The organism is Novosphingobium sp. FSW06-99, assembly GCF_001519065.1.
Taxonomy (GTDB): Bacteria; Pseudomonadota; Alphaproteobacteria; order Sphingomonadales; family Sphingomonadaceae; genus Novosphingobium.
Map to the genome: position 1 here is coordinate 267,578 of NZ_KQ954255.1, position 22,326 is coordinate 289,903.

Genomic DNA, 22,326 nt, shown 5'->3' on the forward strand with positions numbered 1-22,326 from the left:
TCGTTAACCGTTGCGCCGTGCCATGAAGGCCAGCCGTTCGAACAGCATGATGTCCTGTTCGTTTTTCAGCAAGGCTCCGTGCAGCGGCGGGATCGCCTTGGTCGGGTCGCGGTTCTGCAACACGTCGAGCGGCATATCTTCGTTGAGCAGCAGTTTCAGCCAGTCAAGCAGTTCAGACGTGCTGGGCTTTTTCTTCAGACCCGGCACATCGCGCACTTCGTAGAACACCTCCATCGCCTTGGCGATCAGCGTGCGCTGGATGCCGGGGAAGTGCACATCGATGATCGCCTGCATCGTGTCGCGATCGGGAAACTTGATATAATGAAAGAAACAGCGGCGCAGGAATGCATCGGGCAGTTCCTTTTCGTTGTTCGAGGTGATCACCACGATCGGGCGTTCGGCGGCGGTGATGCGCTCCTGCGTTTCATAGACGTCAAAGCTCATGCGATCGAGTTCCTGCAACAAGTCGTTGGGAAACTCGATGTCGGCCTTGTCGATCTCGTCGATCAGCAGCACGGGCAATTGGGGTGCGGTGAACGCCTCCCACAGTTTGCCCTTCTTGATATAGTTCTTGATGTCGTGGACGCGTTCGTCGCCCAACTGGCCATCGCGCAGACGCGCCACCGCGTCGTATTCATACAGGCCCTGCTGCGCCTTGGTGGTCGATTTGACATTCCATTCGATCAGCGGCGCGCCGACCGCCTTGGCGATTTCGTGCGCCAGCACGGTCTTGCCGGTGCCCGGTTCGCCCTTCACCAGCAACGGGCGGCGCAACAGCACCGCTGCGTTGACCGCAACTTTCAAATCATCGGTGGCGACATAGTTGCTGGTGCCTTCAAAGCGCATCGATCCGTCCTGCCCATTTAACCAAGTGATTAAGACTATCGGGGTTGTGTGATCTCGGCAAGGGGGTCGCGCAATGGTGCGATGCCGACCGTGCGTGCCGCAATTGCCATGAAAATGCGGGCATCTGTCGCAAAACGTCGCAAGGGTGATGGTTGCACCGCAAAACGGTTGCATCCGCCTCGGCCCATTGGCAGGGCCGATCGATGGGATTTGCGGTTTGAAGCGTTGTTACGGGTGATGGAATCTCCGCTGTTCACACCTGACCAAAATCCGGGTTTTGGGAACGAGGTGCCGGGCCGTTATGGCGCGCCGCGCCAGTCTCGCTATGTCGCCGCTGTGCTGTCGGCCGGCGTGTGCGGCCTGCTGGCGCTGGTGCTGATCTCGATGGCGGCGGTGCAGGACCTGGGCCGGGGCAACCAGTCGATCCTGACCGCGCTGACGCTGGTGCCGCCGCCGGTCGAAAAGCAGAAACAGCCCAAGCCGACCAAAGCCGCGCAGGCGCCCAAACCAGCCCAACAGACCGCACCGGCAGCAACCATGAAGCAGCCGCCGCACATCGACGTCAACAACCCGAACAAAGTCGAATGGCCGCCAGGCTTCATCCACACCGACCATCTGGAAATGGCCAATTCCGATATCGCTAAGATCCATTCTGGTGTTGCGCCTGGCAATGCGCAGGCATCGGGCGGTGGTGGCCATAGCTTTGGCGATGGACCGGACGATCGTGGCTATTACCGAGCGCACTGGTACCGCAAGCCGCCAAGGTCGGTCTACGAAAGCTATATGCGGCCAGAACAACGCGGCATCACGGGATGGGGGGAAGTTGTCTGCCGCGCGATTGACCAGCATCACGTTGAGGATTGTCATGAGCTGGCTGAATCTCCGCGTGGTTCTGGGTTCGCGCGCGTCATGCGCGAAGCGGCCTGGCAATATCTAATATGGCCACCAAAGAAGGGTACCGAATATTTGATTGGCGCTGAGGTTGTATTCCACACCGATTTCAACGTCGGAAAAGAAGAAGATGACACACCGAAAACTGGCGAATCCCCGTGATTTACCACACAGCGTGGCAGAGCAATTGGCCAACCAATCGGATGCGCTCTGATCGGGCGGGCTTACTCACGCCCACTTTGTCTTCCTGGACTTGACTCCGGATCAAACTTCTTTCTGATCGATTGCGGAAACAGGAATCTTTGTCTGGATAAAGCTCGTACGTCATTCACACATGTGCATCTATTCTGATTTAAAGCAATGGTCTCAGAAAGATCCGTTCACCCTGAGCTTCGTCGAAGAGTGCGCGCGGCGGCTGCCTGAAGGGCGTATTGGTGGGCCCAGGGCAAACGTCGGTGCGCTTCCTTCGACAGGCTCAGGATGAGCGAAATTATATTAATATCAGTGTGTTAATTTATATTATCTGCCGCCGCTTGGACCTGCGCGTCGGGCAAATCGCATGTCGAACCAAGGTGGGCGCATGGCGTAGGGGGCAAGCCCGGAGCGACGGAAATCGTCGGTTTTGCGCCGATCAGGCGTCGATCAGATCCGGGTCGATGTCGCCCGCGCGGTTCTGGATGAACATGAAGCGGTGTTCGGGGTTGCGGCCCATCAGGCGGTCAACCAGATCCTTGATCACATGGCGCTGCTCGTGCGTGTCGGGCAATGTGACGCGCAGCAGCGACCGTGTCGCCGGTGACATGGTGGTTTCGCGCAATTGTGCCGGGTTCATTTCGCCCAGGCCCTTGAACCGTCCGACGTCGACTTTCCTGCCCTTGAACACCGTGGCTTCCAGTTCGGCGCGGTGGGCGTCGTCGCGCGCATAGGCATTGGTGGTGCCCGCGGTCAGGCGATAGAGCGGCGGTTGTGCCAGATAGAGATGTCCCCGGCGGACCAGGTCAGGCATTTCCTGGAAAAAGAATGTCATCAGCAGCGTGGCGATATGTGCGCCGTCAACATCGGCGTCGGTCATGATGATCACGCGGTCATAGCGCAGGGCGTCGGCGTTGCAGTCCTTGCGCGTGCCGCAGCCCAGCGCCAGCGACAGATCGGCGATTTCCTGGTTGGCGCGGATCTTGTCGTTGGTGGCCGAGGCCACGTTCAGGATCTTGCCGCGAATGGGCAGGATCGCCTGCGTCTTGCGGTCGCGCGCCTGTTTGGCGCTGCCCCCGGCGCTGTCGCCTTCGACGATGAACAGTTCGGTTTCGCCATCGCCTTCGCCCGAACAGTCGGTCAGCTTGCCCGGCAGGCGCAGCTTGCGCGAATTGGTGGCGGTCTTGCGCTTGATCTCGCGTTCGGCCTTGCGGCGCAAACGTTCGTCCATGCGTTCCATCACCGCGCCCAGCAGTGCGCGCCCGCGATCCATGTTGTCGGTCAGGAAATGGTCGAAATGGTCGCGCACGGCGGCCTCGACCATGCGCGCCGCTTCGGGACTGGTCAGCCGGTCCTTGGTCTGGCTCTGGAACTGGGGGTCGCGCACGAACACCGACAGCATGATCTCGCTGCCGGTAATCATGTCTTCGGGCGCGATGTCCTTGGCCTTTTTCTGGCCGATCAGATCGCCAAAGGCGCGAATGCCCCGCGTCAGCGCGGCGCGCAGCCCTTGTTCATGGGTGCCGCCATCGGGGGTGGGAATGGTGTTGCAGTAATAGCTGTAGGCGCCGTCAGACCACAGCGGCCAGGCGATCGCCCATTCGACGCGGCCCATTTCCTCGCCATCCGGGCCCGCCGGAAAATCCTGCCGCCCGGCAAAGGGAATGGTGGTCACGCATTCGCGCCCCGCCACTTGTTCGGCCAGGTGATCGGCCAGACCGCCGGGAAACTGGAATGTCGCCTCGGCGGGAACATCGTCGCTGGCAAGCGCAGGCGCACATTTCCAGCGGATTTCGACCCCGGCGAACAGATAGGCCTTTGATCGCGCCAGCCGGAACAGCCGCGCCGGCTTGAACCGCGCGTCGGGCCCGAAGATCGTGGCGTCGGGTTCGAACATGACGGTGGTGCCGCGCCGGTTGGGGGCATTGCCGATGCGTTCGAGCGGGCCTTTGGCGTGACCGCAGGAAAACTCCTGCGCATACAATTCCTTGTTGCGCGCCACTTCGACGCGCGTGAGCGTCGACAGCGCGTTGACCACCGAAATCCCGACGCCATGCAGGCCGCCGCTGGTGGCATAGGCTTTGCCCGAAAACTTGCCGCCCGAATGGAGCGTGGTCATGATCACTTCGAGCGCGGACTTGCCCGGATATTTGGGATGCTCGTCGACCGGGATACCGCGCCCGTTGTCGCTGATGGTCACCCGGCCGGCGCTGCCGGGGGCTTCTTCGATGGTGATTTCGATACGGTTGGCATGGCCCGCAACGGCTTCGTCCATCGCGTTGTCGAGCACTTCGGCCACCAGATGGTGCAGCGCGCGTTCGTCGGTGCCGCCGATATACATGCCGGGGCGCCGGCGCACCGGCTCCAGCCCTTCGAGCACTTCGATCGCGGAACCATCATAGCTGTCCGCTGACGACGGGGCGGGCAGCTTTGCAAACAGGTCATCGGCCATGGCAGGTGCCATAGCGGATCGACCGAATCGCGCGCAAGGCAGTGCGCACGCTTATCCCGGCCTTATTGATGATAGGGCTGCTGGAAATGTTCGGGTGCGGCGCTGACCTTGACGAAAGTGCCGCCGTGCACCTCGCGCACTTCCAGGGCGCGTTCGGCAATGCCGAATTCGTTGAAGCGGAACACTCCGTCGATGCCGATGAAGCCTTGCGGATCATAGAGCTTGGCGGTGGGGAACAGCGCGGCATCCTTCCACCCGCGTGCGACATTGAGCGTCAGCAGCACCGCGTCATAGCCCAGCGTGGCGATCGGCGGTGGGCTGGACCCGAACCGCGACCGGTAGGATCGTTCGAACAGGCCGAACCGGGTATCGGACACGGTGGCAAACCATGCGCCATCGAGCGCCTTGCTTTTGGCGATGGCGGGATCGCCTGCCCACAGTTCGGTGCCCAGCAGGCGCACGCCATTGGCAAACGGCGCGGCATACGTCGCGATGCGCGCATTGTCGGCGATCAGGATGGCATCGACCTGGCCTTTGGCCTTGACCCGGCGGATCGCGCTGCCCGCAGAGGTGTTGGTGCGTTCATAGAGTTCGACGTCGGTCACCCGCACCGAATTGGCACGCGCCGCTGCAGCCAGCCCCGATGCAACGCGCTGGCCATAAGTACCGGTGGGGATGATCGCGCCGATCGCGGTAACGCCATGCGCGCGGGCATAAGCGATCACGCGGGCCACCGATTGCCCCGGCACTTCGCCAAACACGAAGACATCGCGCGCGGCGACATCGGCATCGTTGGAAAAGGTGATCATCGGCACATGGGCGGGCCGCGCCACGCTGACCACGGCGGTCACGTCTTCGGCATTGAGCGGGCCCAGGATCAGCTTGTTGCCGTCGGCGATCGCCCGCGCTGCGGCGGGACCCGCGCCATTGGCGGTGTCATACGTTGTGATCCGCAGGTTCTGCGCATTGGTGTCAAGCAGCGCCTTGGTGGTGGCATTGGCAATCGCCTGGCCCACCGTGGCATTGCTGCCGGTCATCGGCACCAGCAGCGCGACGCGGTGACGATCGCCATCGCTGGGCAGGACATTGGCCATCGGCGCGGCTTCGACCGGTTTCTGCACCGGGGCGACCGGCGCGGGCTTTGGCACCACCGCACAGGCCGACAGCAACGCCATGATACCCATACCCATCGCACGCCGCATCATTGTGCCGCGCGTGTGCTTGCTTATCATGCGCCTTGCCTCTTTCCCCTGCATCGGTCCATGGGTGGACCGATGGAAACCCCAATGCCCGAACCGCTCGTGCTCGCACCCGGCCTCTATATTGTCGCCACGCCGATTGGCAATCTTGGCGACATGACCCGGCGCGCGATCGACGTGCTTGGTGCCGTAACGGTCATAGCGTGTGAAGACACCCGCGTCACCGGCAAGCTGATGGCGCATCTGGGGTTGAAAAAGCCGCTGCGCCGCTATGACGATCACGCCGATGTGGCCGCGCGCGACGGGTTGATCGCGCTGATGCGGGCAGAGCCGGTGGCGCTGGTCTCGGATGCGGGCACGCCGCTGATTTCCGACCCCGGCTATCGCCTGGTGCGCGCGGCCCAGGCGGAAGGCATCGCGGTAACCAGCCTGCCGGGCCCCAGCGCGCTGATCACCGCGCTGACGCTGGCGGGATTGCCGACCGACCGGTTCCTGTTCGGCGGGTTTCTGCCCGGCAAGGACAAGGCGCGCGGCGATATGCTGCGCGAACTGGGCGCGGTGCCGGCCACGCTGGTATTCTATGACACCGGGCCGCGCCTGGCTGATACGCTCGACGCGATGGCGACGATCCTGCCGGGGCGCGAAATTGCGGTCGCGCGCGAACTGACCAAGATGTTCGAGGAATGCCGCCGGGGCAGCGCGGCGGAACTGGCCGCGCATTATCGCGAACATCCTCCGCGTGGCGAGATCGTCGTGCTGGCGGGGCCGCCAGTGGCGCCGGTGGCGCCTGATGCCGAAGCAATCGACGCGGCCTTGCGCGCGGCGCTCGAACGCCTGCCGATGTCGCAGGCGACCAAGGATGTGGCGCGCGCGCTGGGGGTCGATCGCCACGCGCTCTATCGCCGGGCGCTGGAATTGCAGGCCGAGGCACCGTGAACCGGCGCCGCGCCGATCGCGACGGGCGCCGCGGCGAAACGCTGGCCGCGCTCTATCTGATGGCCAAGGGCTGGCGCATTGTTGCGCGGCGGCAACGGATCGGTCACGGGCGCGGGGTGGGCGAGGTCGATCTGGTGGCGCGGCGCGGGCGGGTGCTGGCCTTTGTCGAAGTGAAATGGCGGCGCAATGTCACAGCCTTTGCCGAAGCGATCGACGAACGCCGCCTGCAACGCGTGGCGCATGCGGCACAGGCGCTGATCCCGCGTCTGGCGCGGGCCGAAGACACGGTGCGGATCGATGTGATATTGCTTGCGCCATGGCACTGGCCGCGCCACATCGTCCATGTCTGGCAGCCCTGAACAGGTTGGAGACGTTGGTGTCGCGTGATTTTTTGTGTCACGCCTAACGCACGGGAACATATTGGCATGCCGGTACGCGTCGCGGTCCAGATGGACCCTCTGGCCTCGATCAACATCGCCGGGGATTCGACTTTTCACCTGATGCTGTCGGCGCAGGCGCGCGGGCACGAGCTATGGTATTACGACGTGCGCTCGCTGGCCTGGCAGGCCGGGCGCGTCACCGCCGATGCCGCGCCGGTCAGCGTGCAGCGCGTGGCGGGCGATCACTATACGCTGGGCGAAATGCGCAAGATCGATCTTGGCCGCGATGTCGATGTGGTGCTGATGCGGCAGGACCCGCCGTTCGATCTGGGCTATATCACCGCGACCCATCTGCTCGAACGGCTGGAGGGTGAAACGCTGGTCGTCAACGACCCGCGTTCGGTGCGCAATGCGCCCGAAAAGGTCTATGTGCTCGACTATGCGCGGTTCATGCCGCCGACGCTGATCACGCGTTCGGCCGCCGATGTGCGCGCATTTCAGCGCGACCACGGCGGTGGCGCGGTGGTGGTCAAGCCGCTGCACGGCAATGGCGGCAAGGCGGTGTTCAAGATCGACGCCGATGGCGGCAACCTGTCGGCGCTGTCCGAACTGTTCGGGCTGGTCTGGCCCGAACCCTATATGGTGCAGACGTTCCTGCCCGAAGTGGCCGAAGGCGACAAACGCATCGTACTGGTCGATGGCGACGTGCTGGGCGCGATCAACCGCAAGCCGGGCGAGGGCGAGTTCCGTTCGAACCTGGCGGTCGGCGGTTATGCCGAAAAATCCGGCCTGACCGAGCGCGAGGCGGAAATCTGCGCCGCCCTGGGCCCCGAACTGAAGGCGCGCGGGCTGGTGTTTGTCGGCATCGACGTGATCGGCGGCAAATGGCTGACTGAAATCAATGTGACATCACCGACCGGTATCGTCGCCATCGAAAAATTTGACGGAACCGATACCGGCGGCGCGATCTGGGACGCGATCGAGCGGCGGTTGCATGGTGAAGGAAGCCGCGCATGAGTGCCGACGACGACAGCCTGAAGACCGATCGCCGTGATTTTCTGGGCGGGCTGGCGCTGGGGCTGGGCGCGGCGCTGGCGAGTGGCGCGGCCGAAACGGCACAGGCACGGGCTGTGGAAAAGCCTGGGGACAAAGCTGTGGACGCGGCGCTGCGACGCCAGATCGACACGATCGTGGTGATCTATGCCGAAAATCGCAGCTTCAATTGCCTGTTTGCCGATTTTCCGGGGCTGGCCGAACCGCTGGCCAAAGTGTCGCCGGACCGTGCCGCGCAGCGCGACCGCGATGGCAGCGTGCTGCCGCATCTGCCGCCGGTGTGGGAAGGGCTGGTCCCGGTCGAACAAGTGGTCGAACACCGCAAGCACAAGATCGGGCAGGATGACCTGCCGCAGATTGCTAACGGACCGTTTGCGCTAACGACGCCGGCTGGGGATCCGCTGCCGACCGGGCTGGTCACGCGCGATCTGGTGCACCAGTTTTATGAAAACCAGTTGCAGATCAACGGCGGGCGCAACGATGGCTTTGTCGCCTGGGGCGACAGCGGCGCGCTGGTGATGGGGCACTATGCGCAGGCGCGGCGCGATCTGCGGCTGTGGCAACTGGCGCGCGAATTCACGCTGTGCGACCGGTTCTTCATGGGCGCGTTCGGCGGTTCGTTCCTCAACCACCAGTACCTGATCGCCGCGCAGCCACCGCTCTATCCCCATGCCGATACCAGCATCGCCAAGGATCTGGTGGCGCAGCTTGAGGACGGCCCCGGTGGCATTCGCCTGAAACGTGCCGCGGAATGCAAGGCCAGCGCGCTCGACGGCCCGGCGATTTTCGTCAAGAGCCAGATCGCGCCGCCTGCGCCCGGCTATCCCGAATTTCATGCGGTCAACACGATGCTGCCGCCTTATCTGCCTTCGCCCTGGGCCGATCCGGCGCGGCCCGGCTATGCCGATGCCACGCGGCCGATCATTCTGGTGCCGCAAAGCCACGACACCATCGGCAGCAAGCTCGACAAGGCCGGGGTGGAATGGGCGTGGTATGCCGGTGGCTGGGCCATCGCGCTGGCCGGCGCAAAAGGCGACGGGCAATATCCGCCGTCGCCCAATTTCCAGTTCCATCATCAGCCGTTCAACTATTTCGCCGCGCTTGCCCCAGGCACGGCGGCGCGCGACCATCATCTGCGCGATAGCGGGATGGGCGACACCGCCCGCACCAACCGCCTGCTGGCCGATGCCGAAGCGGGCAAGCTGCCCCCCGTCACGTTCTACAAGCCGCAGGGCAATCTCAACATGCATGCCGGCTATTCCGACGTCGATTCGGGCGACCGCCACATTGCCGCGGTGGTCGATGCCTTGCGCGCCAGCCCGCAGTGGGACCGCATGGCGATCGTCATCACGTTCGATGAAAACGGCGGCTGGTGGGACCATGTCGCCCCGCCAAAGGGCGACCGCTGGGGCCCCGGCACACGCATCCCCGCGCTGGTGATCAGCCCGCACGCCAAAAAGGGCCATGTCGACCACACGACGTATGACACCGGATCGGTGCTGCGCCTGATCACGCGCCGGTTCGGGCTGGAAACGCTCGACGGGCTGGCGTTGCGCGACCGCGCGATGGTGGAAGCGGGCGGCCCGCCGCCGGGCGACCTGACCGACGCGCTCGATCTGGCGTGATCTGATCCTCCCCGAAGCGGGGAGGATCAGATTATTCAGCGGATTCGGCCAGCCACTGTTCGAGATATTTGATCGAATAGTCGCCGTCGATGAACGCCGGGTCTTCGATCAGGCGCTGGTGCAGCGGGATCGAGGTCTTGACCCCTTCGATCACCATTTCCTGCAAGGCGCGCTTCAGCCGCATGATGCAGCCTTCGCGGGTGCGGCCATAGACGATCAGCTTGGCAATCATCGAATCGTAATAGGGCGGGATGCGATATCCGGCATAGAGCCCCGAATCGACGCGCACATGCATGCCGCCCGCCGCGTGATAGGCCGTGACCAGGCCGGGCGAGGGGGCAAACGTGAACGGGTCTTCGGCGTTGATGCGGCACTCGATGGCGTGGCCGGAAAACACGATTTCATCCTGCGTGACCGACAGTTCGCGGCCATCGGCAATGCGGATCTGTTCGCGCACCAGATCGACCCCGGTGATCGCTTCGGTCACCGGATGTTCGACTTGCAGACGGGTGTTCATTTCGATGAAATAGAACGCGCCGTTTTCCCACAGGAATTCGATCGTGCCGGCACCGCGATAGCCCATGTCGGCCATCGCCTTGGCGACGATGCCGCCCATGCGGTCGCGCTCTGCGGCCGAAATCACCGGGCTGGGCGCTTCTTCCAGCACTTTCTGGTGGCGGCGTTGCAGCGAACAGTCGCGTTCGCCCAGATGGATCGCCTTGCCATTGCCGTCGCCGAACACCTGAAATTCGATGTGGCGCGGGTTGCCGAGGTATTTTTCGAGATAGACGGTGGCATCGCCGAACGCGGCCTTGGCCTCGCTGCCGGCCTGCTGCATCAGCGTTTCCAGCTCGTCGGGACCGTTGCACACTTTCATGCCGCGCCCGCCGCCGCCTGAGGCCGCCTTGATGATCACCGGATAGCCGATCTCTTCGGCGATCCTGGCCGCCTCGACCGGATCGTCGATTGCCCCGTCAGAGCCCGGCACCAGCGGCAGGCCCAGCTTGCCCGCGGTGCGCTTGGCCTCTACCTTGTCGCCCATGGTGCGAATATGTTCGGGTTTTGGCCCGATCCAGGTGATGCCATGGGCTTCGACGATTTCGGCGAACTTGGCGTTTTCCGACAGGAACCCATAGCCGGGGTGGATCGCATCGGCATGGGTGATTTCCGCCGCCGAAATGATCGCCGCGATGTTGAGATAGCTGTCCTTGGCAGCGGGCGGCCCGATGCACACCGCATGGTCGGCCAGCCGCACATGCATCGCATCGGCATCGGCGGTGGAATGCACCGCGACTGTTTCGATACCCATTTCGCGCGCGGCGCGATGGATGCGCAACGCGATCTCGCCACGATTGGCGATCAGCAACCGGGTGATGGCCATCTGTGCGTGTCCCGTCAGGCGATCACGACCAGCGGCTGGTCAAATTCGACCGGCTGGGCATTTTCGACCAGAATCGCGCTCACCGTGCCTGATGCCGGGGCGGTGATCGTGTTCATGACTTTCATCGCTTCGATAATCAGCAAGGTCTGCCCCGCCTTCACCGTCTGGCCCACCGCGATGAAGTGCGGCGCGCCCGGTTCGGGGGTCAGATAGGCGGTGCCGACCATCGGCGAACGCACGGCGTTGGTATGCGTTTCAGCCGGGGTCGGGGCCGGCGCTGCCGCCGCGATCGGGGCAGCGGCGACTGGCGCGGGCGCGGCCACGGCAGCCGGGGCAGCGGTCAGCGTGCGGGCCACGCGGATCTTGCGTGTGCCATCTTCGACTTCGATTTCGGTAAGCCCGGTCTCGGTCAGCAATTCGGCCAGTTCGCGCACGAGTGCGCTGTCGATGGCCATCGTTTCGGTGTTCGCGCCGCGGTCTTGCGCCATTTGTCGTTGTCCTCGCGGTGGGATGAATGCGTTGCGTAGCGCCGCGCCATGCCCGCGACGGGCCCGGCTGGCAAGAGGCTTGTCGCAAAGCCGTTACGCGATTCCCCGGATTAAAGCTGTGCGACCGCCTCCAGCGCGAGCAGATAGCTGTTTGCGCCAAACCCCGCAATGGTGCCCAGCGCGGCCATGCCGACATAGGATTTGTGGCGGAATTCCTCGCGCCGGTGCGGGTTTGACAAGTGCACTTCGATCACCGGAATGCGGATCGCCTTGATCGCGTCGTGCAGGGCAACGCTGGTGTGGGTAAACGCCCCGGCGTTCAGCAGTACCGCGCGCGCGCCTTCGGCCTGTGCCTCGTGCAGCCAGTCGACCAGATGGCCTTCGTGGTTCGACTGGCGCATGTCGATTTCCAGGCCCAGTTCCTGCGCGCGGTCTTCCAGCCGCCCGGCAATATCGTCGAGCGTGTCGTGGCCATAGATATCGGGCTCGCGCAATCCCAGCAGGTTGAGATTGGGACCGTTGAGAACATAGATGACCTGGGTCATGGCGCAGCAATCCGGTTGGCGTTTCTGCCCGCGTGATAGCCGCCAGGCCCCAAAGCGCAACTTATTGCTGTTGCGGCTCGGTGTTCACCACCGGAACCGGCTCGATCGGTGCGGTGTCGGAGACCGGTTTGCCGAAATCGTTGGCGCCATCGTCAAACTCGGGCTTGTCGGCGGCCTCGGCATGCGGTGCGGGCTCTTGCGCATGGAGTTGCGCGCGGGTTTCGGCATCGCGCGCGCGCTTTTCGGCCGCGGTGGCGCGCGCTTCGGCGGCCACCAGCTTTTGCTGCATGTCGGCCTGTTCGGACGTCGACGCCCCCGAACATCCGGCCAGCAGTGCGGCAGGGGCAAGCATCAGGCAAAAGGCGCGGTGGGGAACCATCGCCATGGACCATAGCGCCAAAAGATTACCCAATCTTCACCATCATGCGCGTTCCTCCTGTGGCCGCTTGCCTGTCATGCGCAGATAGAATCGCGAGAAATAGGACGGATCGGCAAACCCCAGTTCGGCCGCCACCGCACTGGCGCTGATGCCGGTATAGCGCAGCAGGCGTTGTGCTTCGAGCGCCAGGCGCCGGTTGATCAGCGTCTGCGGGCTGTGGCCGAGATGGCGTTGGGTCAGCCGGGTCAGCGTGCGTACGGTGGTGCCGATCGATCGCGCATAGAACGTCAGCGGGCGATGCTCGGCCAGATGGGTTTCGACCATGTGGCGAAACACTGCCAGTCGCCGGTCGCCGGGGCCATCATCGACGGGATCATCGGCGATCAGTGCGCGCACCAGCGCTTCGGCCAGCGCATCGAACAGCGCATTGCCGACGATGCCCGCATCACCCAGCCCCAGCAGTTCATCGGCCAGCCGCGCCGTGCGAGCCGCAGCGGCGCCTTGCAACCGGCCATGCCCGCCGCGCGTCAACAGCGCGCCAAGCGCGTCGGTCGGGCCTTGCGCGCGGCGCACGAATTCCTGGCTGAGCGTCAGCACATGGCCGCGCGTGTGTGGCGCGAACCGGAACCCGTGGACCACGCCGGTCGGCACGATCAGGAACGCCGGGCCGGTCAGCGCGAACAGCGCGCCGTCGAGCGTCACCTCGGCAGGCCCCTCGTGCACCAGCAACAGTTGCACCGCGCGATCATGGCGATGCGGGGCGATGGCCCAATCGTGCAAGACACTGCGCGAGGCGATCGTTTCGATATGACCGAACCCGACCGGGTTTTGCCAGTCATCCTCGCCATAGAGCGCGAACGTCGGGATGGCGGCAGGGATCATGCATTTTGTCCGGAAAGTACCAGCGATCTGACCGCACCATCCCTTCACGAAGCTGGGCCTGCCGTCAATAGTCGGGGTTGACCGGCAAGCCGGGATGCAATGGGGAGAAATGCCTGTGAAAACCCAGGTCGCCATCATCGGCGGCGGGCCCGCCGGATTGTTGCTGGGCCATCTGTTGCGCGCCGAGGGCGTGGATTGCATCGTGCTGGAACGCCAAAGCGGCGATCATGTGCTGTCGCGCATCCGTGCGGGCGTGCTGGAACAAGTCACCGTCGGCCTGATGGAACGGCTGGGCCTCGATGCGCGGATGAAAGCGGAAGGGTTGCCGCATGGCGGGTTCAACCTGGCCGATGGCGAACGCCTGATCCGCATCGATGTGGCCGGGCTGACCGGCCAGAGCGTGATGGTCTATGGCCAGACCGAGCTGACCCGCGATCTGATGGAGGCCGCGCCTGCGCGCGCCCTGGAGGTGATCTATCAGGTGAGCGATGTCGCGCTCCACGAAATCGACGGGGATGCGCCTTATGTGACGTATACCTGCGACGGGCAGGCGCGGCGCGTCGATGCGCGGATTGTCGTCGGGTGCGATGGATTCCATGGCCCCAGCCGCCGCGCCATTCCCGAACAGGTCGGGCGCGGCTTTGAACGCGTCTATCCGTTCGGCTGGCTTGGCATTCTGGCCGATGTGCCGCCATGCAATCACGAACTGATCTATGCCAACCACGAACGCGGCTTTGCGCTCGCCTCGATGCGCAGTGCGACGCGCAGCCGGTACTATATCGATGTGCCGTTGACCGAACGCATCGAGGACTGGCCTGACGATCGCATCTGGGACGAACTGGCGGTGCGGCTGGGCCCCGATGCGGCGGCGCATATCACGCGCGGGCCGGCGATCGAGAAATCGATCGCCCCGTTGCGCAGTTTCGTGTTCGAACCGATGCGCCACGGCAGCCTGCTGCTGTGCGGCGATGCGGCGCATATCGTGCCGCCGACCGGCGCCAAGGGGCTCAATCTGGCCGCCAGCGACGTGCACTATGCGGCGCAGGCGCTGATCGCGCTGTTTCGCCACGGCGATGGCGATGCGGTGGCGGGCTATTCCGGCAAGGCATTGGCGCGCGTGTGGAAAAGCGAACGGTTCAGTTGGTCGCTGACCAAGCTGATGCACCGCTTTCCCGAAGACGGCCCGTTCGAACGCCGCATGCAAGTCGCAGAACTCGATTACATCGCGTCGAGCGAGGCGGCGCAGCGGGCGATCGCGGAAAACTACGTGGGGTTACCGGTATAAATCTAACCATCTATAATTATTAATTGACGTTGGATCGAAATATTGCCTTCGATAAATATAAATTAACCATAAATGCGTCTATATATTTTCTTCGAGAATTCCATTACGGCAATATCATTTTCGCAGAAAATTTTATTTATGTATTCTGAATCAATGTTTACTGTATCCAAGATCATTTTGGAAAATAATGGATTGTCTGTGTTTGATGTATGCAGGTTTATTACGCTTGAAAATGCTTGAATTCTCTCAAAGCACCAAGTTAACATTTTTATCGCATCTTGGCATTTTTTGTAATCATTGAAATCGAATACCTGACCCTTTGCTGAAAGAGATTTTAATTTTATAAATGAAGGCTCTGATTTTTTAATGATGTAAAAAATTCATTTTGTATTTCGTGCCCACTATTTTTGATATATTCACAAATTGCATCAAGGATTATTTTTTCATCTTCGTCTTGAATCCAAGGGCGCTTGTGGCAATCGATACCTAGCTTTGCTGTGTATAGAAGAAATACAGGCTGCCTCATATCCGTTAGATAAGTGTGCATAGCTTCGATAAGGTTGTCTAGAAATTCTGCTTGGCGCTTTGCTTTGTCTTGCTTCTGCCAATTTCGCAAGGCTAGCCAAGCAATGAATGCTGGTAGGACCGCGGACACGGTTTTGATAATTTCGAGACAGTTGACGAGGAATACGCAGTTCGTCGAGGATGGCATCATTGCACCCCGGCTTTTGAAAACAGGTTCATCACACAGATGCCGATGATGATCAGCGCCATGCCTGCCACCGCCGGGGCATCGAGTTTCTGGCCCTGAAAGATCCACGCGACAGTCGCGATCAGCACGATGCCGAGCCCCGACCAGATGGCATAGAGAATGCCCGTCGGGAACGTCTTGAGTGCCAGCGACAGCAAGTACAGCGCGATCACATAGGCGACAATCGCGACCAGGCCGGGCACGATGCGTGCAAAGCCGTCGGATTGCTTGAGCATCGATGTGCCGAGCACTTCGGCGATGATCGCGATCGTCAGGTACAGATATTTCACCCGGATGCTCCCATGCCCAATGCCGGGCAGGGTAGCATCGGTCGGCGGTCCTGTTCGACATCTTTTTGCCGCCACGCCCAAGGGGGAATACGCAGACGGGTCTGGCCGGTCTGGTAATGCCCGATGGTTAGGAGCCTCGGCAATGTCCATGCACACCGTGATTTCCTGCCATCGGCATCAGTTCTGGCGGCCTGGTTGTGCGCCGTGGCGCGCCGGTGCCAGGCAATGAACGCGCCATTTCGATCGCCCAGGGCGCAGACGCGTCGATCCGCACCGGATGGGCAGACCGAGCCCGCGCTGGCGGTGCTGTCGATCGACCATCGCGGCCTGATCGTCGATGTCAACGATCGCTTTCTCGATCTCAGCGGCCATGCCCTCAACGATATCCACGGCAGCCCTTATACAGCCGTGATCGCGATGCGTGTGCTGCGCTATATCGCACTCGATCTGGGGCTGGATGTCGATGATCCCGCGCATGGCGAGCCACAGCCAATTCCCCTGATCACCAAGGCCGGTGACATCCTCTGGCTCTACGGCACTTTGACTCGCGGCGGTACGGGCGAGGATGCAACCATCCGTCTGGTGGCACATGATTTCGACATGCTGGGGCAGCGGCTGATCACCGAAAGTGGCCTTATCGAAGCGATCGACCAGCAGTTTCTGGTCGCTGCCTTTGACATGAATGGCACGCTGACCCGCGCCAATCCCCGGTTTCAAAAGGCGTTCGGTTTTACCGGCGCCGATGTCGGGATGATCGATCACGGCGCGCTGGTTGATGCCGATTATGCCGCCACGCGCGAATATACCGCGTTCTGGAACGCACTGCGATCGGGTACCCGCCATTGCGTGCAGGCGATGCGGTATGGTCGCAACGGGCGCCAGGTCTGGGTGGATGGCGCCTATCACCCGATTATGGATTCGCGCGGCCTGCCGGTGGAGGTGGTGTTTCTGGCGCGCGATCTGACGCTGCAAAAGCGCACCGAGGCGCACGCCAGTGCGCAACTGCGCAAATCCGCGACGATCGACGCGTTGACGGGCCTGGCCAACCGGGCCACATTCCTGCGCTCGGTGCAGAGCGCGTTCAATCCGGTTGGCGGCAGCGTGACCGGGGCAAGTCTGATCATGCTGATCGATATCGACGGATTTTCGTCGATCAACGCCGCCTATGGCCACGAAGCGGGCGATGCCATCCTGTGGGTGGTGGGCACACGATTGCGCGATGTGCTGCGCGGGCGCGATATCGTCGCGCGCATCAATGGCGATCTGTTCGCGGCCTTTGTCGAGACACCGGCGGACGAACGCGGTGGGCTGGGCGGGTTTGTCGAACGGGTGCAGCAGGCCATCGCCATGCCGATCGCGGTGGGCGACCTGCAGATCACGGTGACGGCGTCGGCCGGGCTGATCTGCGATCAAGGCTGGCGCATGGCACGTGAGGCAGGCGCAGACGATATCATGGTCTGCGCGCAGGCCGCGCTGGCGGCGGCCAAAGTTGAAGGCAAGGCGTCATCGCGGATCTATGACACTGCGCTGGCCGATGCGACGCGCCGCAGCGCGGTGATCGAGCGTGATCTGGAACGGGCGCTGGAATCGGGCGAGATCTGCCTGCACTATCAGCCGGTGGTGGCGCTGGGTGGCGGCGCGGTCGTCGGGTATGAGGCGCTGGCGCGCTGGCACCATCCGGCGCTGGGCGACGTCGCGCCGCCCGAATTCATCGACGTGGCCGAACGCAATGGTATGATCCACGCGCTGGGGCGCCGCCTGCTGGAAACTGCCGCACGGTTCGCCGCCACGCTTGCCCCCGATTTGTGGGTGGCGGTCAATGTTTCGCCGATCCAGTTGCAGCGGCCAAAGTTTGCCAGCGACGCGCTGGCGCTGATCGAGGGGCTGGGGCTGTCGCCCGATCGCATCGATATCGAGATCACCGAATCCGCCTCGCTCGACATGTCGAGCGCGGTGCAGGACAATATCCGCACGATGCGCGCGGGCGGGCTGAAGATTTCGCTCGACGATTTCGGCACCGGGTTTTCGTCGTTGTCGCAATTGCTGAAACTGCGCGCCGATCGCATCAAGATCGACCGCAGCTTTGTGATGGATTGCCGCGATTCGCAGGAAAAGCTCGGCATCATCCGCTCGATCCTGGGCCTCAGCAGCGCGATGGGCATGAAAGTCGTCGCCGAAGGGATCGAAACGCCCGAAATTTCCGCCCTGCTGCATGAACTGGGCTGCGACTATGGCCAAGGCTATCTGTTCGGGCGTGCCACATTGTCGCCGGGGACATGAACCGGGTGTGCCGGTCGTGCCGCCATCCGGGCGGCACGACCGGCACGCGCGATCATGACCAGCCGTCCTGTGCTTCGAGTTGCGCGGCCAGCTCGCCGATCACGCGGTAGCAATCGAGCACGCCGGCGACCGAACTGTTGGGCTGACGGCCCTCGCGGATCGCGGCGATGAATTCACGGTCCTGCAATTCGATGCCGTTCATGCTGACATCGACATGGCTGACATCGATCTGCGCATCGCGGCCATCGAACAAGTCGTCATAGCGCGCAATATACGTGCCGGTGTCGCCGATATAGCGGAAGAACGTGCCGAGCGGGCCGTCGTTGTTGAACGACAGCGATAGCGTGCACAGCGCGCCGGTCTCGGTCTTCAACTGGATCGACATGTCGAGCGCGATGCCGAGATCGGGGTGTTTGGGCCCCTGCAGCACGTTGGCGGCGACGATCCTGCCCGATTGATAGGCGAACAGATCGATGGTGTGCGCGGCGTGGTGCCACAGCAGGTGATCGGTCCAGCTACGCGCCTCGCCTTTGGCGTTGATGTTCTTGCGGCGGAAGAAATAGGTCTGCACGTCCATCTGCTGCACGGCGAATTCGCCCGCGACGATACGCTTGTGCACCCATTGGTGCGACGGGTTGAACCGGCGGGTGTGGCCGACCATCGCGACCAGCCCGGTTGCCTCCACTTTGGCCTGCACCGCCTGCGCATCGGCCCAGCTATCGGACAGCGGGATTTCGACCTGGACATGCTTGCCTGCGTTCAGGCAGGCGATGGTCTGTTCGGCATGCATCTGGGTGGGGGTGCACAAGATGACCGCATCGACATCGTCACGCGCCAGCGCATCGGCCAGTTCGGTCGAACTGTGCCGCGCGCCATATTTGGCGGCAACTGCGGCGGCCTGTTCGCCGGTGCGGCTGATGATCGAGACGATTTCGACGCCATCGATATTCTTCAGGCCGTCGAGATGCTTTTCGCCGAAAGCGCCCGCTCCGGCCAATGCTATTCCAACCATGGGGCAAGTCCTTGATTCAAAAAAGCCGGGCACGGGTGTGAGCCCGCGCCCGGCAGGGTGGAATTCAGTCCGCCGGTTCGAGCACGATATGCCCGATCGCGGTGTTGCTGCACGGAATGTGGTAATGCCGGTGCAGCAGGCGGGTTTTCGGCCCCAGCGCGCCGCGCATGATCAGCCACATCACCATTTCGATGCCTTCGCTGCCGGTTTCGCGCAGATATTCGATATGCGGGATCCACCGCGCGGCGTCGCTGTCACCCACCAGCATGTCGAGGAACGCATTGTCCCATTCGCGGTTGAGCAGCCCCGCGCGTGGGCCCTGCAACTGGTGGCTCATCCCGCCGGTGCCCCAGATCTGCACGTTGAGATCCTCGGGAAAGCTTTCCACCGCGCGGCGGATCGCTTCGCCCAGCGCCCAGCAGCGATTGCCCGACGGCACCGGATAGGTCACCACATTGACCGCCAGCGGCACCACTTTGGCGGGCCATTTGTCGGGCGTGCCGAACATCATCGACAGCGGCACGGTCAGCCCGTGATCGACATCCATCTCGTTGATGATGGTCATGTCGAAATCATCGAGGATCAGGCTTTGCGCGATATGCCAGGCCAGATCGGCATGGCCTTCGACATCGGGCACTTTGCGCGGGCCCCAGCCTTCGTCGGCGGGCTTGTAGTGATCACCACAGCCGATCGCGAACGTCGGCACGATCTTCATGTCGAACGCAGAGGCGTGGTCGTTGAACACCAGAATGACCACGTCGGGCTTTTCGGCCTTTTCCCATTCGCGGGTCCAGTCATAGCCGGCAAAGATCGGCCCGAAATAATCGTCGCGCGTCTTGCCCTGATCGACCGCGACGCCCAGCAGCGGCACGTGGCTCGATCCCACGCCTGCGGTAATGCGTGCCATGTCAGTAACCCCCTTTGATCGAACGCTGGCCTTCGGGGCTGCGGCCGCCGTCAAGCATCATTTGCCGGTATTCCGGCCAGGTCATGTCGGTCATCGTCGAGACCGCCTCGGCAAACGGGATGCCGTCGCTCGAAAACAGTTTCGACAGGAAATAGATATTGCCGCCCATGTCGAGCAGGGCGTTGTAATCGCGCGCCAGCAGCGCCGCCTTGGCCTCTGCCGAGATCGGCCATTCGTCCAGATAGGCAGCCTCGTCGGCGCGAAACCGTGCGCGGTTTTCCGGCGTCATCAGGCTCATCGCGAACTGGTTTATGTGATAGCCCTTGCGCGCGCGCGCCGCCGTATAGACGCGCGTGCCGGGGATATCTTCCAACTCGGCCAGATAGGCGTGAATGTCGCGGATTGCTGGTGCCTGTGTCACAGACCCTTCTCCTTCAGCCGGGCATCGAGCCGCGGGAACACACGGCGGGCGTTGCCTTCAAAAATCGCGTGACGCTGATCCGCCGTGATCGGCAGCGCGTCGATATAGCGCTTGGTATCGTCGAAATAATGGCCGGTGGTGGGGTCGATCCCGCGCACCGCGCCGACCATTTCGGACCCGAACAGGATGTTCTTGGTCTCGATCACTTCGTTCAGCAGGTTGATCCCCGGCTGATGATAGACGCACGTGTCGAAATAGACGTTGTTCATCAGATGGCTGTCGAGCGCAGGCTTTTTCAGCATGTCGGCCAGCCCGCGATAGCGCCCCCAGTGATAGGGCACGCCCCCGCCGCCGTGCGGGATGATGAAGCGCAATGTCGGGAACCGGCCGAACAGATCGCCTTCGAGCAATTGCATGAACGCGATCGTATCGGCGGCGATGTAATAGCCGCCGGTGGCATGCATGGCCGGATTGCACGATCCCGACACGTGGATCATCGCCGGAACGTCAAGCTCGACCATCTTTTCATAGAACGGGAACCAATACGGATCGGTCAGCGGTGGATGGGTGAAATGCCCGCCGCCGGGATCGGGATTGAGATTGCAGCCGATGAATCCCAGTTCGGTGACGCAGCGTTCAAGCTCTGCAATCGACGAGGCCATGTCCGCCTCGGGCGATTGCGGCAGCATGCAGACCCCGGCGAAGGTATCGGGAAACAGGCCGACCACCCGCGCGATCAGGGTGTTGCACGCCTGTGCCCACGGCACCGCGACCGACTGATCGCCCACATGCGGGGCCATCGCGCTGGCGCGGGGGGAAAAGATCGTCAGATCCGCGCCGCGTTCCTCGATCAGGCGCAACTGATTGGCCTCGATCGTCTCGCGGATTTCGTCGTCGCTGATCGAGGGGTAGGGCGGGGCGGCCTCTCCGGCCTTGAACGCGGCGGTCTGCGCCGCGCGCCAGGCGTCGTGCGCCTTGGGCAGGACGGTATAGTGCCCGTGGCAATCGATGATCAGCGTCATGCGCCTGTTCCTTCGGGTTTTTTCGGTGTCGGTAGCGGGTGCCCGGCCTGTTCGCGCTGGCGCAGCACGGTGCCATTGGTCATCATCGGTGCCACGCCCAGTGCAATCAGCGTGCGTGCGCTTTCTTCCATCTCGGCGGCGCGCCGCGCGCCGTGGGTGGCCATGCGTTCCAGGTTGTAGGCGGCGCGGGCAAACCAGCTTGCCTGGCGCTCGCTGGCATCGAGCGAGGCAAGCACCTCTTCGGCCACCCCGGCGCGCGTGGCGGCCAGCATCATTTCGGCGGTCAGCGCCTCGATGCCCTTGACCATTACCGAGCGGATCATCTTGATCGCGCTGGCCCGGCCGACCTCGTGGCCGACCACGCGCCGATTGGTAAAGCCTGCCACGCTAAGCGCGTCGGCGGCGGCCTCGGCGGCGTCGCCTGCCAGCAACAGCGGCACCTTCAACCGCGCCGGTTCGACCGGCGCCAGCACCGCGACATCGACATAGCGCGCGTCATAGGCCTCGATCGCGGCGGCGGCGGCGCGCTTTGTTTCGGGGGCGACCGAATTCATGTCGCACCACAAGGCGCCGGGCGACAACAGCGGCGCAAAGTCCTGCGCAACCGTCAGTGCCGCATCGGCCGTGACCAGCGACAGCACCAGCCTGGCCCCGGCCAACGCTTCGGCGGCGCTGACGGCAAACGGCACGCCCAACTCTGCCGCCACGCGCGCGCGATCGGCACGAATGTCGAAAGCGCGCGCCGCACCGGCCCACCCCGCCGCGCGGGCAAACGTCGATCCGGCTTCGCCAAATCCGATAAGGGCGATGTGTCCTGCCATGCTCGCATCCCTGCCGCACCCCCAACGGGGCTGCCAATCCAATTGCGCCGCGTGGCATTAGATTATGCTAAGTCTGCTTGGTTTGACATGCACCGGCGCGCGCTTTGATCCAGATCAAGCCGACGCGGGGCGCACGCTGTCACATCGCGGACAACGTTTCAGTTTCTGAGTCGAAACGCGTGAAAGGGCGCGTTTCGAAGTCGGCACCGGCCCGCTCCCCCACCCGACCACCCATAGGGTACTATCGTAGGGTGGTCGGGTGGGGGAGCGGGCCGGTGCCGACTTCCC

21 protein-coding genes are annotated in these 22,326 nt (G+C 63.1%); 7 read left to right on the top strand and 14 right to left on the bottom strand.

Annotated features, from left to right (window positions below; all coding sequences use genetic code 11):
- Nucleotides 1-3 precede the first annotated feature (3 nt).
- A complete protein-coding gene (locus AQZ49_RS10060) occupies nucleotides 4-846 on the bottom strand; it encodes an AAA family ATPase (RefSeq protein ID WP_067615152.1) in 843 nt (280 codons plus the stop codon).
- Between the two features lie 81 nt (nucleotides 847-927).
- Here AQZ49_RS10060 and AQZ49_RS10065 point away from each other — a divergent pair, with 81 nt between their 5' ends.
- Nucleotides 928-1,899, top strand: a complete 972-nt coding sequence (locus AQZ49_RS10065) for a hypothetical protein (protein WP_156428238.1) — start codon at nucleotides 928-930, stop codon at nucleotides 1,897-1,899.
- A 469-nt stretch (nucleotides 1,900-2,368) separates the two neighbouring features.
- On the opposite strand, the gene parE is transcribed toward AQZ49_RS10065, so the two are convergent.
- Nucleotides 2,369-4,381: a DNA topoisomerase IV subunit B gene (gene parE / locus AQZ49_RS10070; RefSeq protein ID WP_067615154.1), complete on the bottom strand. Its 2,013-nt coding sequence runs from the start codon at nucleotides 4,379-4,381 to the stop codon at nucleotides 2,369-2,371.
- 62 nt (nucleotides 4,382-4,443) lie between these two features.
- A complete protein-coding gene (locus AQZ49_RS10075; protein ID WP_231739170.1) occupies nucleotides 4,444-5,613 on the bottom strand; it encodes a penicillin-binding protein activator in 1,170 nt (389 codons plus the stop codon).
- 54 nt (nucleotides 5,614-5,667) lie between these two features.
- Between AQZ49_RS10075 and rsmI the strand changes: the two genes are divergently transcribed.
- From rsmI to acpA, 4 genes are all read left to right on the top strand, one after another.
- Nucleotides 5,668-6,516: a 16S rRNA (cytidine(1402)-2'-O)-methyltransferase gene (gene rsmI, locus AQZ49_RS10080; protein WP_231739171.1), complete on the top strand. Its 849-nt coding sequence runs from the start codon at nucleotides 5,668-5,670 to the stop codon at nucleotides 6,514-6,516.
- Nucleotides 6,513-6,875 carry a YraN family protein gene (locus AQZ49_RS10085; RefSeq protein ID WP_067615156.1) on the top strand — a complete coding sequence of 121 codons (363 nt, stop codon included), beginning with the start codon at nucleotides 6,513-6,515 and terminating at the stop codon, nucleotides 6,873-6,875. The genes rsmI and AQZ49_RS10085 overlap by 4 nt, the downstream gene beginning before the upstream one ends.
- 66 nt (nucleotides 6,876-6,941) lie before the next feature.
- Entirely contained in the window at nucleotides 6,942-7,913 is a 972-nt protein-coding gene (gshB, locus tag AQZ49_RS10090; RefSeq protein ID WP_067615157.1) for a glutathione synthase, read from the top strand.
- The gene (acpA, locus tag AQZ49_RS10095) at nucleotides 7,910-9,574 is read left to right on the top strand and encodes an acid phosphatase (RefSeq protein WP_067615158.1); all 1,665 of its coding nucleotides are present in this window, start codon (nucleotides 7,910-7,912) and stop codon (nucleotides 9,572-9,574) included. The genes gshB and acpA overlap by 4 nt, the downstream gene beginning before the upstream one ends.
- Before the next feature lie 31 nt (nucleotides 9,575-9,605).
- On the opposite strand, the gene accC is transcribed toward acpA, so the two are convergent.
- The 5 genes from accC to AQZ49_RS10120 all read right to left on the bottom strand — a co-directional run bounded on the left by accC (nucleotide 9,606) and on the right by AQZ49_RS10120 (nucleotide 13,249).
- Nucleotides 9,606-10,955 (bottom strand): acetyl-CoA carboxylase biotin carboxylase subunit, encoded by a 1,350-nt coding sequence (accC, locus tag AQZ49_RS10100; RefSeq protein WP_067615159.1) that lies wholly within the window; start codon nucleotides 10,953-10,955, stop codon nucleotides 9,606-9,608.
- 14 nt (nucleotides 10,956-10,969) lie between these two features.
- Complete coding sequence (gene accB, locus AQZ49_RS10105; protein ID WP_067615160.1) at nucleotides 10,970-11,443, bottom strand: acetyl-CoA carboxylase biotin carboxyl carrier protein; 474 nt, start codon at nucleotides 11,441-11,443, stop codon at nucleotides 10,970-10,972.
- Between the two features lie 110 nt (nucleotides 11,444-11,553).
- Complete coding sequence (aroQ, locus tag AQZ49_RS10110; protein ID WP_067615161.1) at nucleotides 11,554-11,988, bottom strand: type II 3-dehydroquinate dehydratase; 435 nt, start codon at nucleotides 11,986-11,988, stop codon at nucleotides 11,554-11,556.
- 61 nt (nucleotides 11,989-12,049) lie between these two features.
- A complete protein-coding gene (locus tag AQZ49_RS10115) occupies nucleotides 12,050-12,373 on the bottom strand; it encodes a hypothetical protein (protein ID WP_067615162.1) in 324 nt (107 codons plus the stop codon).
- A 36-nt stretch (nucleotides 12,374-12,409) separates the two neighbouring features.
- A complete protein-coding gene (locus tag AQZ49_RS10120) occupies nucleotides 12,410-13,249 on the bottom strand; it encodes a helix-turn-helix domain-containing protein (protein WP_067615163.1) in 840 nt (279 codons plus the stop codon).
- Between the two features lie 115 nt (nucleotides 13,250-13,364).
- Here AQZ49_RS10120 and pobA point away from each other — a divergent pair, with 115 nt between their 5' ends.
- Nucleotides 13,365-14,534: a 4-hydroxybenzoate 3-monooxygenase gene (gene pobA, locus AQZ49_RS10125; RefSeq protein ID WP_067615164.1), complete on the top strand. Its 1,170-nt coding sequence runs from the start codon at nucleotides 13,365-13,367 to the stop codon at nucleotides 14,532-14,534.
- Between the two features lie 711 nt (nucleotides 14,535-15,245).
- Here the strand turns inward: pobA and AQZ49_RS22810 are convergent.
- A complete protein-coding gene (locus AQZ49_RS22810; RefSeq protein WP_067615165.1) occupies nucleotides 15,246-15,575 on the bottom strand; it encodes a DMT family transporter in 330 nt (109 codons plus the stop codon).
- Nucleotides 15,576-15,800: 225 nt separating this feature from the next.
- Between AQZ49_RS22810 and AQZ49_RS10135 the strand changes: the two genes are divergently transcribed.
- Entirely contained in the window at nucleotides 15,801-17,855 is a 2,055-nt protein-coding gene (locus tag AQZ49_RS10135) for a putative bifunctional diguanylate cyclase/phosphodiesterase (protein ID WP_067615166.1), read from the top strand.
- A gap of 52 nt (nucleotides 17,856-17,907) precedes the next feature.
- On the opposite strand, the gene AQZ49_RS10140 is transcribed toward AQZ49_RS10135, so the two are convergent.
- From AQZ49_RS10140 to AQZ49_RS10160, 5 genes are all read right to left on the bottom strand, one after another.
- The gene (locus AQZ49_RS10140) at nucleotides 17,908-18,867 is read right to left on the bottom strand and encodes a Gfo/Idh/MocA family oxidoreductase (RefSeq protein WP_067615167.1); all 960 of its coding nucleotides are present in this window, start codon (nucleotides 18,865-18,867) and stop codon (nucleotides 17,908-17,910) included.
- 64 nt (nucleotides 18,868-18,931) lie between these two features.
- The gene (locus tag AQZ49_RS10145) at nucleotides 18,932-19,774 is read right to left on the bottom strand and encodes a class III extradiol dioxygenase subunit beta (protein ID WP_067615168.1); all 843 of its coding nucleotides are present in this window, start codon (nucleotides 19,772-19,774) and stop codon (nucleotides 18,932-18,934) included.
- 1 nt (nucleotide 19,775) lies between these two features.
- Nucleotides 19,776-20,195, bottom strand: coding sequence for a protocatechuate 4,5-dioxygenase subunit alpha (gene ligA, locus AQZ49_RS10150; RefSeq protein ID WP_067615169.1), 420 nt, complete (start codon nucleotides 20,193-20,195; stop codon nucleotides 19,776-19,778).
- Nucleotides 20,192-21,217 carry an amidohydrolase family protein gene (locus AQZ49_RS10155; protein ID WP_067615170.1) on the bottom strand — a complete coding sequence of 342 codons (1,026 nt, stop codon included), beginning with the start codon at nucleotides 21,215-21,217 and terminating at the stop codon, nucleotides 20,192-20,194. Before AQZ49_RS10155 ends, ligA begins: the two co-directional genes overlap by 4 nt.
- Nucleotides 21,214-22,038 (bottom strand): NAD(P)-dependent oxidoreductase, encoded by an 825-nt coding sequence (locus AQZ49_RS10160; RefSeq protein ID WP_067615171.1) that lies wholly within the window; start codon nucleotides 22,036-22,038, stop codon nucleotides 21,214-21,216. The genes AQZ49_RS10155 and AQZ49_RS10160 overlap by 4 nt, the downstream gene beginning before the upstream one ends.
- Nucleotides 22,039-22,326: the final 288 nt, after the last annotated feature.

What these genes read in the sequence shown, in the direction of transcription:
- AQZ49_RS10060 (WP_067615152.1), bottom strand. Translation starts at nt 846, where the DNA reads ATGCGCTTTGAAGGCACCAGCAACTATGTCGCCACCGATGATTTGAAA.
- AQZ49_RS10065 (WP_156428238.1), top strand. Translation starts at nt 928, where the DNA reads ATGCCGACCGTGCGTGCCGCAATTGCCATGAAAATGCGGGCATCTGTC.
- parE (WP_067615154.1), bottom strand. Translation starts at nt 4,381, where the DNA reads ATGGCCGATGACCTGTTTGCAAAGCTGCCCGCCCCGTCGTCAGCGGAC.
- AQZ49_RS10075 (WP_231739170.1), bottom strand. Translation starts at nt 5,613, where the DNA reads ATGATAAGCAAGCACACGCGCGGCACAATGATGCGGCGTGCGATGGGT.
- rsmI (WP_231739171.1), top strand. Translation starts at nt 5,668, where the DNA reads ATGCCCGAACCGCTCGTGCTCGCACCCGGCCTCTATATTGTCGCCACG.
- gshB (WP_067615157.1), top strand. Translation starts at nt 6,942, where the DNA reads ATGCCGGTACGCGTCGCGGTCCAGATGGACCCTCTGGCCTCGATCAAC.
- acpA (WP_067615158.1), top strand. Translation starts at nt 7,910, where the DNA reads ATGAGTGCCGACGACGACAGCCTGAAGACCGATCGCCGTGATTTTCTG.
- accC (WP_067615159.1), bottom strand. Translation starts at nt 10,955, where the DNA reads ATGGCCATCACCCGGTTGCTGATCGCCAATCGTGGCGAGATCGCGTTG.
- accB (WP_067615160.1), bottom strand. Translation starts at nt 11,443, where the DNA reads ATGGCGCAAGACCGCGGCGCGAACACCGAAACGATGGCCATCGACAGC.
- aroQ (WP_067615161.1), bottom strand. Translation starts at nt 11,988, where the DNA reads ATGACCCAGGTCATCTATGTTCTCAACGGTCCCAATCTCAACCTGCTG.
- AQZ49_RS10115 (WP_067615162.1), bottom strand. Translation starts at nt 12,373, where the DNA reads ATGGCGATGGTTCCCCACCGCGCCTTTTGCCTGATGCTTGCCCCTGCC.
- AQZ49_RS10120 (WP_067615163.1), bottom strand. Translation starts at nt 13,249, where the DNA reads ATGATCCCTGCCGCCATCCCGACGTTCGCGCTCTATGGCGAGGATGAC.
- AQZ49_RS10135 (WP_067615166.1), top strand. Translation starts at nt 15,801, where the DNA reads ATGAACGCGCCATTTCGATCGCCCAGGGCGCAGACGCGTCGATCCGCA.
- AQZ49_RS10140 (WP_067615167.1), bottom strand. Translation starts at nt 18,867, where the DNA reads ATGGTTGGAATAGCATTGGCCGGAGCGGGCGCTTTCGGCGAAAAGCAT.
- AQZ49_RS10145 (WP_067615168.1), bottom strand. Translation starts at nt 19,774, where the DNA reads ATGGCACGCATTACCGCAGGCGTGGGATCGAGCCACGTGCCGCTGCTG.
- AQZ49_RS10155 (WP_067615170.1), bottom strand. Translation starts at nt 21,217, where the DNA reads ATGACGCTGATCATCGATTGCCACGGGCACTATACCGTCCTGCCCAAG.
- AQZ49_RS10160 (WP_067615171.1), bottom strand. Translation starts at nt 22,038, where the DNA reads ATGGCAGGACACATCGCCCTTATCGGATTTGGCGAAGCCGGATCGACG.